Raw genomic sequence first — 14235 nt, 5'->3', positions numbered from 1 at the left:
CAAATGTGGGAGCGAGCCTGCTCGCGATGGCAGTGAAACAATCAACTATGATGTTGAATGTTACGGCCTCATCGCGAGCAGGCTCGCTCCCACATTGGATCTTCGTTGTGGCTAAGATCGGGTCACTGCTTTTCCAGCAACCACTTGCGCTCACCCGGCGTGAACTGAGGCATCTCGTCCGCCTGCGCCGTGTTCACAGCCTGCACAATCTCCAGTTCCTTGCCCTTGCGCGCAAAGATCCAGGTATTGCCCTGGCCGTTCACTTGCAGCCACATGTTGTCATTGCCGCCGCTCATCGACGCGCAATCGCCCGCCAGGCACAGGGCGTAACGGTCGGCACCCGGAAGGCCGGCAACCTGGCCATCGGCCTGGAATTGCACGGTATTGCCTTCGCCCGGACCGTTGACGATTTTCCAGCTGCCGCCCATGTAGGCGGTGTACAGCGCGCGTTCGAAGCTCGCGCCGATCGGTGCGCCGTCCGGCACCGGAATCAGCGCACGGTCAAAGACCTGCTCCGGCTCGTTTTCGCTGGCGGCCTGGCTCAGTTGCTTGCCGTCACGCTTCAGCTCGCTGGCGGAGCTGCCATAAAAGTCGACTTTCCAGGCGCCGGACTCTTCGCCCAGCAGCTTGCCTTCGACATTTTCAAAACCGTTGGTGTAGCGGGCCTGAGCGGCCTTGGTGTTGACGTCCCATTCCAGGTTCGGGCCATAAGCCTGGAGCGCTTCGCGCAGGGGGCCGCCTTTGGACGCAGCGTCGATCGCCACCTGATTGATCCAGGTGCCACTGATGTCACGATCGGCAGGGTTGCTGGCACAACCGCCCAAGAGAAGGGCGACCAGCGAGAGAGCTAGCGCATGGCGCATGGTGGAATCCTTTCAAGACGAAATCGGCGCAACCCTTGGGGCTGCGCCGGATGTATTACTCGATGACCAGAATGGCATCCATTTCAACCTGCGAACCCTTTGGCAGGGCGGCCACGCCGATGGCGGCGCGGGCAGGGTATGGCTGGTCAAAGTACTTGCCCATGATCTCGTTGACCTTGGCGAAGTGGCTCAGGTCGGTGAGGAAGATGTTCAGTTTGACGATGTCCTTGAACGAACCGCCAGCCGCTTCGGCTACGGCTTTGAGGTTCTCGAACACTTGGACGGTCTGGGCTTCGAAGCCTTCAACCAGTTCCATGGTTTTTGGGTCCAGAGGAATCTGACCCGACATGTAAACGGTGTTGCCAGCCTTGATCGCCTGGGAGTAAGTACCGATGGCGGCCGGGGCCTTGTCGCTGGTGATAACAGTCTTGGTCATGAATGACTCCTGGTAATAGGTGGCTTAGGCACGCATGCGGGTGATGCGAATCACCCCGGTCAGTGCGCGAAGTTTCTTGATCACGCGGGCCAGATGCACGCGGTCGTGCACGCTGACCACCAGTTGGACCACGCTGATGCGACCATCGCGTTCGTCCATGCTGATTTTCTCGATATTGCCGTCGGCCGCATTGACGCTGCTGGCCAGCAGGGCGATCAGGCCACGCTGGTGTTCCAGTTCGACGCGCAGCTCGACGTTGAATTCGCCGGTCACATCCTTGGCCCAGGAGAGCTGGATGCATTTTTCCGGGTTGTGGCGGATTTCGCTGATGTTGCGGCAGTTGTCCAGGTGCACGACCATGCCTTTGCCGGCAGACAAGTGACCGACAATCGGGTCGCCCGGGATCGGCGTGCAGCACTTGGCGTAGCTGAGGACCAGGCCTTCGGTGCCGCGAATTGCCAGCGGGCCTTCCGGACTTGGCAACTGTTCGCCTTCGCCGAGCAGGCGGCGTGCGACCACGTAGGCCATGCGATTGCCCAGCCCGATGTCTTCCAGCAAGTCTTCGATCAGTTCGAGACGGTATTCGGCGAGCATCGCCTTGACGCGGTCGGCCGCTACTTTTTCCAGCGAGCTGTCGAAACCGTTGAGCACTTTGTTCAGCAGGCGTTCGCCGAGGCTGATGGATTCGGAACGGCGCTGCAGTTTCAGCGCGTGGCGAATGTGGGTCCGCGCCTTGCCGGTGACCACGAAGTTGAGCCACGCCGGGTTTGGCCGCGCGCCGGGAGCGCTGACGATCTCGACCGTGGAGCCGCTTTGCAGCGGTTCGGACAGCGGTGCGAGGCGACGATTGATCCGGCAGGCGATGCAACTGTTGCCCACGTCGGTGTGCACCGCGTAAGCGAAATCGACCGCCGTGGAGCCCTTGGGCAGCTCCATGATCCGGCCTTTGGGCGTGAACACGTAGACCTCGTCTGGGAACAGGTCGATCTTCACGCTCTCGATGAATTCCAGCGAGTTGCCGGCCCGTTGCTGCATTTCCAGCACGCCTTTGACCCACTGGCGCGCACGAGCGTGAGTGCCTTTTGGCTGTTCGTCACCGCTGGATTTGTACAGCCAATGGGCCGCGATGCCGTTGTTGGCCATCTCTTCCATTTCACGGGTGCGGATCTGGATCTCGATCGGGACACCGTGCATGCCGAACAGCGTGGTGTGCAACGACTGATAGCCGTTGGCCTTGGGGATCGCAATGTAATCCTTGAAACGACCCGGCAACGGTTTGTACAAATTATGCACAGCACCCAACACGCGGTAGCAGGTATCGACCTTGTCGACGATGATCCGGAACGCATAGACGTCCATGATCTCGTTGAAGGCCCGACGCTTGCCGCGCATTTTCTTGTAGATGCCGTAGAGGTGTTTCTGACGACCGCTGACCTCGCCCTGGATGCCATCGATGGCCAGGCAGTGGCTGAGTGATTCTTCGATCTTGTTGACGATTTCCTTGCGGTTGCCCCGGGCGCGTTTGACCGCCTGGTTGATTCGCGCAGAACGCATCGGGTGCATCGCCTTGAAGCCGAGGTCTTCGAATTCTATGCGGATGGCGTGCATGCCCAGCCGGTTGGCGATGGGCGCATAGATTTCCAGGGTTTCCTTGGCGATCCGTCGGCGTTTTTCACCGGACAGGACTTCCAGCGTGCGCATGTTGTGCAGGCGGTCGGCCAGTTTGACCAGGATCACGCGAATGTCGCGCGCCATGGCCATGGCCATTTTCTGGAAGTTTTCGGCCTGGGCTTCGGCTTTGGTCTCGAAGTTCATCTGGGTCAGTTTGCTGACCCCGTCGACCAGTTCGGCCACGGTTTCGCCGAACTGCGCTTGCAGCGCTTCCTTGGCAATACCGGTGTCTTCGATCACGTCATGCAGCATCGCAGCCATCAGGCTCTGATGGTCCATGTGCATGTCGGCAAGAATATTCGCCACCGCGAGTGGGTGCGTGACGTACGCCTCACCGCTGCGGCGGCGTTGGCCGTCGTGGGCTTGTTCGGCGTAGAAGTACGCTCGGCGGACCAGATTGACCTGGTCCTTGCCGAGGTAGGTCGATAAGCGATCGGCGAGGGCGTCTATGCTCGGCATGATGACTCCTGCCGTTCGCTGTGACCCCGCGCCGTGCTACGTCGACCAGGCATAGGCTTAGACGGCCTCGTTGGACTCGTCCTCGAACGCTGCGAACAGCGGTTCGTCTTCGACGATTTCAGCATTGGCGATGAACTCGTAGCTCATCAGGCCTTCAGCGATTTCACGCAAGGCTACAACGGTAGGCTTGTCGTTTTCCCACTGAACCAGTGGCTCTTTGCCGCCGGTGGCCAGTTGACGGGCACGCTTGGTGGACAGCATGACCAGTTCAAAACGGTTTTCCACGTGGTTCAGGCAGTCTTCAACGGTTACGCGGGCCATGGTATTCCTCGGAGCGAATGCAATATGCGCGCTGCCCGGGTGGGCGAGCGGACTCAACAGTTTAAAAAATCACCAGCGATTAGGGAAGCGCTGATTTTTTGACCAAGCCCTTCAACGCGCTGCAAGTGCCAATGTAAAGCCCTTGCAACGGTTTTGGGAAGTGCTGTTTAGCACAGCAATTCAGCCAAAAGTTTTCCGTTACGCTGCTGCTGACGCTTCTGATGCAGCTGATTGGCACGGAAAATCGCCTGCAAATCCTTTAGCGCGTGGGCGAAATCGTCGTTGATGATCAGGTAGTCGTAGTCGACGTAGTGGCTCATTTCGCTGACGGCTTCGCGCATCCGGCCTTCGATGACCTCATCGCTGTCCTGGCCTCGATTGTTCAGGCGCTGATGCAAGGCTTGCAGCGACGGCGGCAGAATGAAGATCGAGCGGGCCTGGGGCATCAACTTGCGCACTTGCTCGGCACCCTGCCAGTCGATTTCCAGAATCAGGTCGTGGCCTTCGTCCAGAGTCTGCTGCAGGTGGCTTTGCGAGGTGCCGTAGAGGTTGCCGAACACTTCGGCGCGCTCAAGGAAATCTCCGTGTTCGATCATCTTCACGAACTCTTCGCGCGACACGAAGTTGTAGTTCACGCCGTTCACTTCACCGGGGCGCATGGCGCGGGTGGTGTGGGAGACCGAGACGCGGATCTCTTGGTCAGCGTCGGTCAGGGCCTTGACCAGGCTGCTCTTGCCCGCGCCCGAAGGGGCGGAAATGATGTACAGGGTGCCGGTGCTGTGGGTCATGTGGGGTGTGCCTTACTCAATATTCTGCACTTGTTCGCGCATCTGCTCGATCAACACTTTGAGGTTGACCGCAGCCTGGGTGCTGCGCGGGTCGAAGGCTTTGGAGCCCAGTGTGTTGGCTTCGCGGTTGAGCTCCTGCATCAGGAAGTCCAGGCGCCGACCGGCAGCGCCGCCGGATTTGAGCACCCGGCGAACTTCAATGATGTGAGTGCTCAGGCGATCCAGTTCTTCGGCGACGTCGCTCTTTTGAGCGAGCATGACCATTTCCTGTTCCAGCCGCTGCGGGTCCATTTCGGCTTTCATGTCGGCAAAGCGGTCGAGGACTTTCTGGCGCTGAGTGGCAAGCATCTGCGGGACCAGTTCACGCAGGGTCACCACGTCTTCTTCAATGGAGGTCAGGCGATCATTGATCAACCGGGCCAGCTCCGCGCCTTCGCGCTCGCGGCCGGCCTTGAGTTCTTTCAGGCCTTCATTGAACAGCGCCAGTGCTTCGGCATTCAGGGCTTGCGGATCGGTGGCGTCGCCCACCAGCACGCCGGGCCAGGCCAGGACTTCCAGTGGATTCAGCGCGGCCGGGTTTTTGATCAGGCCGGCGATGGTTTCGGCGGCAGCGACCAATTGCGCGGCGCGCTCACGATCCACTTGCAGGGGTTTGTCGGTGTTTTCTTCGGTGAAGCGCAGGGTGCATTCGAGCTTGCCCCGGGAGATTCCCTGGCGTAGCGCTTCGCGGACCGCACCTTCGAGGTCGCGAAACGACTCTGGCAGGCGCAGATGGGGTTCCAGGTAGCGGCTGTTGACCGAGCGCAATTCCCAGCTCAGGGTGCCTTGGGCGCCAGCTTTCTCAACGCGGGCGAAGGCGGTCATGCTGTGCACCATGGAGGTACCTCGCAATTCAGGTTTGCGTTACCAAAGGTTTCGCGAGACCCGATATCTGTGAATTAAAGCCGACAGGCAGCAAAGGCGCAGGATTGTAGCGCAGTGGGGCGGATGCGCCCAAACACACGGTGTGACAAAGGGCTGCAGGCCGTCGGTAAAGCGCTGTTCTACGCTCTAGTCAGAGCCTTCAATCGTCGGGCGGATTTTTTAGAAGTGCCCAGTCTCGGCGCGCGGCTCTATAATGCTCGGCAGTTTTCCGTCCCCCGTACAGGTATTCCCTATGAAACGTCCAAGTGGTCGCGCTGCCGATCAGCTCCGCTCGATCCGCATTACCCGCAACTACACCAAACACGCCGAGGGGTCTGTGCTGGTCGAGTTCGGTGATACCAAAGTCATCTGCACCGTCAGCGTCGAGAACGGCGTGCCACGCTTCCTCAAGGGTCAGGGCCAGGGCTGGTTGACCGCCGAATACGGCATGCTGCCGCGCGCCACCGGCGAGCGTAACCAGCGTGAAGCGAGCCGTGGCAAACAAGGCGGTCGCACCCTGGAAATCCAGCGTCTGATCGGTCGTTCCCTGCGTGCTTCGCTGGACATGTCCAAGCTGGGCGACGTCACCCTGTACGTCGACTGCGACGTGATCCAGGCTGACGGTGGCACCCGCACCGCGTCCATCACCGGCGCCATGGTTGCACTGGTCGATGCCTTGAAAGTGATCAAGAAGCGCGGTGGCCTGAAAGGCGGCGACCCGCTCAAGCAAATGATCGCTGCCGTTTCGGTGGGCATGTACCAGGGCGAGCCTGTGCTCGACCTCGACTACCTGGAAGACTCGGCTGCCGAGACTGACCTGAACGTGGTAATGACCAGCACTGGCGGCTTCATCGAAGTCCAGGGCACTGCCGAAGGCGCACCGTTCCAGCCGGAAGAGCTGAACGCTATGCTGGAACTGGCGAAGAAAGGCATGACCGAGATCTTCGAACTGCAAAAGGCCGCACTGGCCGACTGATCGGATGTTCCACGCAAGGAGGACACCATGAGCGACGAGCAGCAGCTACTTCCCATCCCGAGCAAAGATGTTCGGCAGTGGGCAATGTTTTGTCACTTGTCCGCCTTGCTGGGGATCTGGATTCCGTTCGGAACTCTGATCGGCCCGCTGATCCTCTGGCAGATGAAGCGCGAGATGGACCCGTTTGTCGATGCTCAGGGCAAGGAGGCGCTGAACTTTCAGATCACCGTCGCCATTGCCTCCGCCATCTGCTTCCTGCTGATGGTGGTGATCATCGGGTTCTTCATGTTTGGTCTGGTGGCGATTGGTGCGCTGGTGTTGACGATCATTGCCGGTGTCAAAGCCAATGAAGGGGTGCCGTATCGGTATCCGTTCACGTGGCGGTTGATTAAATAAACACCGCGTCCCCTGTAGGAGCGAGCGGTGCGGCGATCCGACTTGACCGCGAAGAGGCCGTCACATCCGGCATAAATGTCGACTGTTAAATCGCTTTCGCGGGCAAGCCTCGCTCCTACAGGGTCGAGTCATTGCCCACAAAAAAGCCGACAGCGATGTCGGCTTTTTTGCGTCTGCGAAAAAACGCTTAGATGGTCAGCGTCCAGTCGTAGTCCACGATCAGCGGTGCGTGTTGCGAGAACCGTGGCTGGCGTGGCAGGCGTGCGCTGCGAACAAAGCGGCGCAGGCCAGGGGTCAGCAACTGGTAGTCGAAACGCCAACCGAGGTTGAGCATCTCAGCCTGTTCGTTGTCCGGCCACCAGCTGTACTGGTCGCCTTCACGGCTGACTTCACGCAGGGCATCAACATAGCCCATGTTTCCGACAATCTCGTCCATCCAGGCACGTTCAGGTGCCAGGAAGCCCGGGGATTGCTGGCTGTCGCGCCAGTTCTTGATATCCAGCTTCTGTTGCGCCACGTACAGCGAGCCACAATAAATGTACTCGCGACGTTTGCGTCGCTGTTTATCCAGATAACGGGCGAAGTCGTCCATTAGCTTGAACTTCTGGTTCAAGTCTTCATCGCCGTTCTGCCCCGAAGGGAGCAGCAAGGTCGCGATGCTGACCTTGTCGAAATCGGCTTGCAGGTAGCGCCCGTAGCGGTCGGCCGTCTCGAAGCCGAGACCGCTGATGACTGCCTTCGGTTGCAACCGCGAATACAAAGCCACGCCACCCTGGGCGGGAACTTCGGCTTCGCAGGCATAAAGGAAGTAGCCATCCAGTTGGAAGGCTGGATCGTCCAGTTCAAAGGCGGAGGCGCGGGTGTCCTGCAGGCAGATGACGTCGGCATTCTGTGCTTGCAGCCAACTGAGCAAACCTCGCTCCACTGCAGCCTGAATACCATTGACGTTCACACTGATGATCCGCATAAATGGCCCCAAAAATCGCGTGCGTGTATGATACACGGCGTCAACCTAATTAGCTAAATCCGTGGTATTTGGGGTTTTTTTCATGCAAACGTATCAGCGCGATTTCATTCGTTTTGCCATTGATCGCGGCGTTTTGCGCTTTGGCGAGTTCACCCTGAAGTCCGGGCGCACCAGTCCTTACTTCTTCAATGCCGGCCTGTTCAACTCGGGTTCGGCCCTGGCGGAACTGGGTCGTTTCTACGCGGCAGCCATCGTCGAGAGCGGTATTTCCTTCGACGTACTGTTTGGCCCTGCGTACAAAGGCATCCCGTTGGCGGCGACCACCGCTGTGGCCCTGGCCGAACATCACGAGCGTGACCTGCCGTGGTGTTTCAACCGCAAAGAGGCCAAGGCTCACGGCGAAGGCGGCAGTCTCGTCGGCGCGCCGTTGACCGGCGAAGTGCTGATCATCGACGACGTGATCACCGCCGGCACCGCCATACGTGAAGTGATGCAGATCATCGCTTCCCAGGACGGCGCCAAGGCTGCGGGCGTGCTGATTGCGCTGAACCGTCAGGAGCGTGGCAACGGCGAGTTGTCGGCGATCCAGGAAGTGGAGCGTGATTTCGGCATTCCGGTGGTCAGCATTGTTTCGCTGAATCAGGTGCTGGAATTCCTGGCGGATGATCCGCAGCTCAAGCAGCACCTGCCAGCTGTTGAAGCCTATCGGGCGCAGTTCGGCGTCTAAAGAAAAGGCCCTGTTAAAACAGGGCCTTTTTGCTTTGGGGCCGTTTCAGACTCCAATGGGATCGCTATTTGGTCGGGTAGGGGTCGCGGACAGCATCGCCCCGTCCTGACAGAATGTTCCAGCCTTTAAGCGAATGAGTACTCGGCTGGTAATTCGGGCAGGGCGGAAGCGAAGTCTTCGACTGGTTGGAATATTTATGGCCGCAGTCTGCGCAGGCATAGCTGCCCGCAGAAACGTCACTGCCGTAGGGAACGTGTTTTTTCTGCATGGGTAAATCTCCTTTAGATGCAGGGAAGATCCTATGCAGATTGATTCCTTCGCGATGTCAGACGTTTCGCTGAGTCAGGTAAGGCATTTCCTGCGCACAAAAAAAGATCGCAGACTTCGTCAGCGCCTACAGAATATTCGTACATCCGTAGGTGCCGGCGAAGGCTGCGATCTTTTGCCGTTCTTGAATCAGTGACGCTTGCGATTGCTGATCAAAGTACCCACACCGGTATCGGTGAAGATTTCCAGCAGAATCGCATTCGGAACCCGGCCATCGATGATCAACGAACTGCCGACGCCGCCCTGAACCGCTTCCAGCGCGCAACGGATCTTCGGCAGCATGCCGCCGTAGATGGTGCCGTCAGCGATCAGGTCGTCGACTTGCTGGGTGGTCAGGCCAGTGAGGACGGTGCCCGACTTGTCCATCAGGCCGGCGATGTTGGTCAGCAACATCAGCTTTTCAGCTTTCAGTGCTTCGGCCACTTTACCGGCCACCAGGTCAGCATTGATGTTGTACGACTCGCCGTTGGCGCCAACGCCGATGGGCGCGATGACCGGGATGAAATCACCTTTGACCAGCAGGTTCAGCAGGTCGGTGTTGATGCCGACCACTTCGCCCACCTGGCCGATGTCGATGATTTCCGGTTGGGTCATTTCCGGCGTCTGACGGGTCACGGTCAGTTTCTTCGCACGAATCAGCTCGGCGTCTTTACCGGTCAGGCCAATGGCGCTGCCGCCATGACGGTTGATCAGGTTGACGATGTCCTTGTTGACCTGGCCGCCGAGGACCATTTCCACCACGTCCATGGTTTGCGCATCAGTCACGCGCATGCCATCGATGAAGTGGCTCTCGATAGACAGACGCTTGAGCAGGTCGCCGATTTGCGGGCCGCCGCCGTGAACCACCACCGGGTTGATGCCGACAGCTTTCATCAGCACGATGTCGCGGGCGAAGCCGGTTTTCAGCTCCTCGCTTTCCATCGCGTTGCCGCCGTATTTGATCACCAGCGTCTTGCCGACATAGCGGCGAATGTAAGGCAACGCTTCGGACAGGACCTTGGCGGTGTTGGCGGCGGCTTCGCGTTCGAGGGTCATTCAGGGCTCCGGCACTTCGATAAAAGGCGCTTCAATAAATCAAAACGGTAGTTGGAGATCAGGTGCAACACGCTTCAACTGGACTTTGAACACGTCCTTGATGCGCTGCAATTCCGCCTCGTCATCAGCCTCGAAGCGCAGCACCAGCACCGGTGTGGTGTTGGACGCGCGCACCAGGCCCCAGCCTTTGGCGTAGTCGACTCGCACGCCGTCAATGGTGGTCAGGTTGGCGCCTTCGCCCCATTTCGCGTCGTGCAGTGCATCAATGATGCTGAATTTGCTCTCTTCGGTCACATGGATATTGATTTCCGGCGTAGAAATATCGTTCGGGAAGGTCGCGAACAGCTCTTCCGCGGTGGATTTTTCCTTGCTGAGGATCTCCAGCAGACGCGCGGCGCTGTAAATGCCGTCGTCAAAACCGAACCAGCGCTCCTTGAAGAAGATGTGCCCGCTCATTTCGCCGGCCAACAGGGCGCCGGTTTGTTTCATTTTCTTTTTGATCAACGAGTGACCGGTCTTCCACATTAGCGGACGACCGCCATATTCCTTGATCAGCGGTGTCAGGCGGCGGGTGCATTTGACGTCGAAGATGATCTCCGCGTCAGCGTTACGCGCCAGTACGTCGCGGGCGAACAGCATCAGCAGGCGGTCCGGATAGACGATGCTGCCGGTGTTGGTCACTACGCCGACACGGTCGCCGTCGCCGTCGAAGGCCAGGCCGAGGTCGGCGTTGGTTTCCTTGACCTTGGCGATCAGGTCGACGAGGTTTTCAGGCTTGCCCGGATCCGGGTGGTGGTTCGGGAAGTTGCCGTCGACGTCGCAGAACAGCGGGATGACTTCGCAGTTCAACGCTTCGATCAGTTGCGGAGCAATCACGCCGGCCGCGCCGTTGCCGCAGTCGACCACGACTTTAAGGCGACGAGCCAGTTTGATGTCCTGGACGATTTCGGTGTTGTAGCGATCAAGGATCTCGACCTGGGTGACGCTGCCCTTGCCGCTGCTCAGGTTGTTGGTCTTGAGGCGGTCGTGCAGGGCCTGGATCTGTTCGTTGGCCAGGGTGTCGCCAGCGATGACGATCTTGAAACCGTTGTAGTTCGACGGGTTGTGGCTGCCGGTGAGCATCACGCCCGATTTGCCAGCCAGTACGTTGGCGGCGTAGTACAGCGCCGGGGTTGGCACCAGGCCGACGTCGCTGACGTGGCAACCGCTGTCGGCCAGGCCTTTGATCAATTGTTCGACCAGTTCCGGGCCAGAGAGTCGACCGTCGCGGCCAACGGAAACATTCGGTTCGTCCTGGGCCAGGCTCTGGGCGCCGATGGCGCGACCGAGCCAATAAGCGGTCTCAGCGTTCAGGAATTCCGGGACGGTGCCGCGAATGTCATAGGCGCGGAAGATGCTGTCGGGGAACTTGGGTGCGACTTGGGCTGGGCTGCTCATTACTGGAAATGCTCCATCTTGAAGGTGGCTGGACCTGTGGGCGAAGAACTCGTCGGCAGGCGCAAACTGAAGGGTATGACGGCGTTTTCCACTGAGAGTTCGTGGTGTGTAAAGGCCATGCCACCTGCGTTTGCGAGGTAAAGATCGGTCAATGCCTTGATTTTCGGCGGTAAAACTTCCAGCTGAGCTTTGTGCAAATTTTAGCAGCCCCCGTACCTGTGGCGAGGGAGCTTGCTCCCGCTGGGCTGCGAAGCGGCCCCAAAAACCTGTCAGTCATTACCGATTTTTGTTAGTGCTACGCACTCAAGCGGGAGCAAGCTCCCTCGCCCCACAAGCCCCCTCACCACAAGGTTGTCATCTATCCGATCAATGGCTGCCGGAATGCCCGAAACCACCAGCGCCGCGCTCGGTTTCAACGAACTCTTCGACCATCTCGAAATGCGCTTGAACCACCGGCACCAGTACGAGTTGAGCCAAGCGCTCACCGACCACCATGTTGAAGTCGGTCTGGCCACGGTTCCAGCACGAAACCATCAGCGGACCCTGGTAATCGGAGTCGATCAAACCGACCAGATTGCCCAGCACGATGCCGTGTTTATGGCCCAGGCCGGAGCGCGGCAGAATCAGCGCCGCCAGGCCTGGATCGCCAATGTAGACGGACAGGCCGGTCGGGATCAGCACGGTTTCACCCGGCTTGATCACGGTGTCTTTTTCCAGCATGGCGCGCAGGTCGAGGCCGGCGGAGCCTGGCGTGGCGTACTGCGGCAGCGGGAAGTCGGTACCGATGCGGGGGTCGAGGATCTTGGCTTGCAAAGCGTGCATGTAAATTAAACCTGGTTCAGACGTTCGGCGATAAAAGTGATCAGCTGGCGAGCGATTTTGCTCTTGCTGGTCTGGGCGAAAAGTGTGGCGTGCAGCTCTCGGTCGATCACGCTGCAGGCGTTTTCTTCGCTGTTGAAGCCAATGCTCGGGTTGGCGACGTCGTTGGCGACGATCAGATCGAGGTTCTTGTCTTTCAACTTGCGCGCAGCGTAATCGAGCAGGTGTTCGGTTTCGGCGGCGAAACCGACACTGAACGGACGGTCGGGGCGAGTGGCAATGGTGGCCAGAATGTCCGGGTTGCGCACCATCTGTAGCAACAAGCCGTCGCCGTTCGTAGGGTCTTTCTTGAGTTTCTGTGGGGCGACGACTTCCGGGCGGTAATCCGCGACCGCTGCGGAAGCGATGAACAGGTCGCAAGGGATCGCGGCCTCGCAGGCAGCAAGCATGTCACGAGCGCTGACCACATCGATGCGGGTAACGCGATCCGGGGTCGGCAGGTGCACCGGGCCGGTGATCAGCGTCACGCGGGCGCCGGCTTCCACCGCGGCTTCGGCCAGGGCGAAGCCCATTTTCCCGGAGCTGTGGTTGGTGATGTAGCGCACCGGGTCGATGTTTTCCTGGGTCGGGCCGGCGGTGATCAGCACGTGTTTGCCGGTCAATGCCTGACGTTTGAAGCAGTCCGCCGCGCACTGGGCGAGTTCGACGGCTTCGAGCATGCGGCCCAGGCCGACGTCGCCGCAGGCCTGGCTGCCGGAGGCCGGGCCGAAGGCTTTGATGTCGCGACTTTCGAGGGTTTGCAGGTTGGCCTGTGTCGCGGGGTCGCGCCACATGGCCTGATTCATCGCCGGGGCAACGGCGACCACGGCATCGGTGGCCAGCACCAGCGTGGTCAGCAGGTCGTCGGCAATGCCCTGGGCCAGACGGGCGATCAGGTCCGCAGTCGCCGGGGCGATCAGCACCATGTCAGCCCACTTGGCCAGCTCGATGTGGCCCATGGCAGCTTCAGCCGCCGGGTCCAGCAGGTCCAGATGAACCGGGTGGCCGGACAAGGCTTGCATGGTCAGCGGTGTGATGAACTCGCTGCCGCCACGGGTCATGACCACGCGCACTTCGGCGCCCTGGTCGATCAGGCGGCGAACCAGGTCGGCGCTCTTGTAGGCAGCAATACCGCCGCCGACGCCCAGAACGATGCGTTTCCGATACAGCCGCTGCATAGGTCTGCCTTTCATTTCGTTGATGACTGCGTGGCGATACCCCCTCCCCAGGAGTGAAATCGCTCGCAAAAAAGATGGGCTACGATATCACAGCGACCGCTATGGAACAGCGGCGCCCAAACACACATGGAGGTGCTATGAGCATTCGCGATTGGCCGGCGGCGGAGCGGCCGCGGGAGAAGTTATTGGAGCAGGGTTCGGCGAGTCTTTCGGATGCCGAGTTACTGGCCATCTTTCTACGAACCGGCGTGTCCGGCAAAAGCGCGGTGGATCTGGCGCGACACCTGCTGCAGCAATTCGGCAGCCTGCGCACGTTGCTCGAGGCCGACCTTCGGACCTTCAGCGGTGAGCTCGGGCTTGGGCCGGCGAAGTTCGCGCAGTTGCAGGCGGTGCTGGAAATGGCCCGGCGGCATCTGGCAGAACGGTTACGGCGTGATTCGGTGATGGAGAGCCCGCTGGCGGTGCGTGACTATCTCAAGTCGATGCTGCGTCACGAACCGCATGAGGTATTCGGCTGCCTGTTTCTGGATTCCAAACACCGGGTGCTGGCGTTTGAAGTGCTGTTTCGCGGCTCCATCGACAACACCAGCGTGTATCCGCGGCAGGTGGTCAAGCGCGCATTGGCCCACAACGCCGCCGCCTTGATCCTCTGCCATAACCACCCGTCGGGCAATCCTGATCCCAGTCAGGCCGATCGAATGCTGACCAAGCGCCTGCAAGAGGCATTGGACCTGGTTGATGTGCGGGTGCTCGACCACTTCATCATCGGCGACGGCGATCCGCTGTCGATGGCTGAGTATGGGTGGATGTAAGCGAGGGAAGGCTAAGCGGTGACCCTGTGGGAGCGGGCTTGCCCGCGATGGCGTCAGCACATTCAGCATCTTTGTTGAATG

At 59.7% G+C, this 14235-nt stretch carries 15 protein-coding genes and 1 pseudogene; 4 read left to right on the top strand and 12 right to left on the bottom strand.

What is annotated here, in order from left to right; translation table 11 throughout:
- Positions 1 to 122: 122 nt before the first annotated feature.
- From ACYZT6_RS26510 to ACYZT6_RS26485, 6 genes are all read right to left on the bottom strand, one after another.
- Positions 123 to 863: a hypothetical protein gene (locus ACYZT6_RS26510; RefSeq protein WP_462029246.1), complete on the bottom strand. Its 741-nt coding sequence runs from the start codon at positions 861 to 863 to the stop codon at positions 123 to 125.
- A gap of 55 nt (positions 864 to 918) precedes the next feature.
- On the bottom strand, positions 919 to 1299 hold the full coding sequence (locus tag ACYZT6_RS26505; RefSeq protein WP_003229509.1) for a RidA family protein: 381 nt from the start codon (positions 1297 to 1299) through the stop codon (positions 919 to 921).
- 24 nt (positions 1300 to 1323) lie between these two features.
- Positions 1324 to 3429, bottom strand: a complete 2106-nt coding sequence (gene spoT / locus ACYZT6_RS26500; RefSeq protein WP_403099825.1) for a bifunctional GTP diphosphokinase/guanosine-3',5'-bis pyrophosphate 3'-pyrophosphohydrolase — start codon at positions 3427 to 3429, stop codon at positions 1324 to 1326.
- A gap of 57 nt (positions 3430 to 3486) precedes the next feature.
- Positions 3487 to 3750, bottom strand: a complete 264-nt coding sequence (rpoZ, locus tag ACYZT6_RS26495; RefSeq protein WP_007894670.1) for a DNA-directed RNA polymerase subunit omega — start codon at positions 3748 to 3750, stop codon at positions 3487 to 3489.
- A 167-nt stretch (positions 3751 to 3917) separates the two neighbouring features.
- A complete protein-coding gene (gmk, locus tag ACYZT6_RS26490; protein ID WP_462029245.1) occupies positions 3918 to 4538 on the bottom strand; it encodes a guanylate kinase in 621 nt (206 codons plus the stop codon).
- Between the two features lie 12 nt (positions 4539 to 4550).
- On the bottom strand, positions 4551 to 5414 hold the full coding sequence (locus ACYZT6_RS26485; protein WP_008150145.1) for a YicC/YloC family endoribonuclease: 864 nt from the start codon (positions 5412 to 5414) through the stop codon (positions 4551 to 4553).
- A gap of 280 nt (positions 5415 to 5694) precedes the next feature.
- Between ACYZT6_RS26485 and rph the strand changes: the two genes are divergently transcribed.
- Positions 5695 to 6417: a ribonuclease PH gene (rph, locus tag ACYZT6_RS26480; protein ID WP_010465211.1), complete on the top strand. Its 723-nt coding sequence runs from the start codon at positions 5695 to 5697 to the stop codon at positions 6415 to 6417.
- Positions 6418 to 6444: 27 nt separating this feature from the next.
- Entirely contained in the window at positions 6445 to 6813 is a 369-nt protein-coding gene (locus ACYZT6_RS26475) for a DUF4870 domain-containing protein (RefSeq protein WP_462029244.1), read from the top strand.
- Positions 6814 to 7000: 187 nt separating this feature from the next.
- On the opposite strand, the gene ACYZT6_RS26470 is transcribed toward ACYZT6_RS26475, so the two are convergent.
- Positions 7001 to 7780, bottom strand: coding sequence for an exodeoxyribonuclease III (locus ACYZT6_RS26470; protein WP_007934608.1), 780 nt, complete (start codon positions 7778 to 7780; stop codon positions 7001 to 7003).
- A gap of 82 nt (positions 7781 to 7862) precedes the next feature.
- Here ACYZT6_RS26470 and pyrE point away from each other — a divergent pair, with 82 nt between their 5' ends.
- Positions 7863 to 8507, top strand: a complete 645-nt coding sequence (pyrE, locus tag ACYZT6_RS26465; RefSeq protein WP_462029243.1) for an orotate phosphoribosyltransferase — start codon at positions 7863 to 7865, stop codon at positions 8505 to 8507.
- A gap of 64 nt (positions 8508 to 8571) precedes the next feature.
- Here pyrE and ACYZT6_RS26460 read toward each other — a convergent pair whose 3' ends face one another.
- From ACYZT6_RS26460 to coaBC, 5 genes and pseudogenes are all read right to left on the bottom strand, one after another.
- The gene (locus ACYZT6_RS26460) at positions 8572 to 8775 is read right to left on the bottom strand and encodes a hypothetical protein (RefSeq protein WP_461989018.1); all 204 of its coding nucleotides are present in this window, start codon (positions 8773 to 8775) and stop codon (positions 8572 to 8574) included.
- Between the two features lie 188 nt (positions 8776 to 8963).
- Complete coding sequence (argB, locus tag ACYZT6_RS26455; protein ID WP_008007602.1) at positions 8964 to 9869, bottom strand: acetylglutamate kinase; 906 nt, start codon at positions 9867 to 9869, stop codon at positions 8964 to 8966.
- A 39-nt stretch (positions 9870 to 9908) separates the two neighbouring features.
- Positions 9909 to 11312, bottom strand: a pseudogene (locus tag ACYZT6_RS26450) (phosphomannomutase/phosphoglucomutase); the annotation flags it as partial.
- 360 nt (positions 11313 to 11672) lie between these two features.
- The gene (gene dut / locus ACYZT6_RS26445; RefSeq protein WP_462029242.1) at positions 11673 to 12128 is read right to left on the bottom strand and encodes a dUTP diphosphatase; all 456 of its coding nucleotides are present in this window, start codon (positions 12126 to 12128) and stop codon (positions 11673 to 11675) included.
- 5 nt (positions 12129 to 12133) lie between these two features.
- Positions 12134 to 13342: a bifunctional phosphopantothenoylcysteine decarboxylase/phosphopantothenate--cysteine ligase CoaBC gene (coaBC, locus tag ACYZT6_RS26440; RefSeq protein WP_077748581.1), complete on the bottom strand. Its 1209-nt coding sequence runs from the start codon at positions 13340 to 13342 to the stop codon at positions 12134 to 12136.
- Between the two features lie 137 nt (positions 13343 to 13479).
- Here coaBC and radC point away from each other — a divergent pair, with 137 nt between their 5' ends.
- Positions 13480 to 14154 (top strand): RadC family protein, encoded by a 675-nt coding sequence (radC, locus tag ACYZT6_RS26435; protein ID WP_438658597.1) that lies wholly within the window; start codon positions 13480 to 13482, stop codon positions 14152 to 14154.
- The last annotated feature ends 81 nt before the right edge of the window (positions 14155 to 14235 follow it).

The sequence above is a fragment of the Pseudomonas sp. RT6P73 genome (assembly GCF_054897715.1).
Note: the sequence above shows the minus strand (reverse complement) of the source record. Positions and strands in the feature narration are given on the sequence as shown.

Coding starts and splice junctions, on each gene's coding strand:
- ACYZT6_RS26510 (WP_462029246.1), bottom strand. CDS start 863: ATGCGCCATGCGCTAGCTCTCTCGCTGGTCGCCCTTCTCTTGGGCGGT.
- ACYZT6_RS26505 (WP_003229509.1), bottom strand. CDS start 1,299: ATGACCAAGACTGTTATCACCAGCGACAAGGCCCCGGCCGCCATCGGT.
- spoT (WP_403099825.1), bottom strand. CDS start 3,429: ATGCCGAGCATAGACGCCCTCGCCGATCGCTTATCGACCTACCTCGGC.
- rpoZ (WP_007894670.1), bottom strand. CDS start 3,750: ATGGCCCGCGTAACCGTTGAAGACTGCCTGAACCACGTGGAAAACCGT.
- gmk (WP_462029245.1), bottom strand. CDS start 4,538: ATGACCCACAGCACCGGCACCCTGTACATCATTTCCGCCCCTTCGGGC.
- ACYZT6_RS26485 (WP_008150145.1), bottom strand. CDS start 5,414: ATGGTGCACAGCATGACCGCCTTCGCCCGCGTTGAGAAAGCTGGCGCC.
- rph (WP_010465211.1), top strand. CDS start 5,695: ATGAAACGTCCAAGTGGTCGCGCTGCCGATCAGCTCCGCTCGATCCGC.
- ACYZT6_RS26475 (WP_462029244.1), top strand. CDS start 6,445: ATGAGCGACGAGCAGCAGCTACTTCCCATCCCGAGCAAAGATGTTCGG.
- ACYZT6_RS26470 (WP_007934608.1), bottom strand. CDS start 7,780: ATGCGGATCATCAGTGTGAACGTCAATGGTATTCAGGCTGCAGTGGAG.
- pyrE (WP_462029243.1), top strand. CDS start 7,863: ATGCAAACGTATCAGCGCGATTTCATTCGTTTTGCCATTGATCGCGGC.
- ACYZT6_RS26460 (WP_461989018.1), bottom strand. CDS start 8,775: ATGCAGAAAAAACACGTTCCCTACGGCAGTGACGTTTCTGCGGGCAGC.
- argB (WP_008007602.1), bottom strand. CDS start 9,869: ATGACCCTCGAACGCGAAGCCGCCGCCAACACCGCCAAGGTCCTGTCC.
- dut (WP_462029242.1), bottom strand. CDS start 12,128: ATGCACGCTTTGCAAGCCAAGATCCTCGACCCCCGCATCGGTACCGAC.
- coaBC (WP_077748581.1), bottom strand. CDS start 13,342: ATGCAGCGGCTGTATCGGAAACGCATCGTTCTGGGCGTCGGCGGCGGT.
- radC (WP_438658597.1), top strand. CDS start 13,480: ATGAGCATTCGCGATTGGCCGGCGGCGGAGCGGCCGCGGGAGAAGTTA.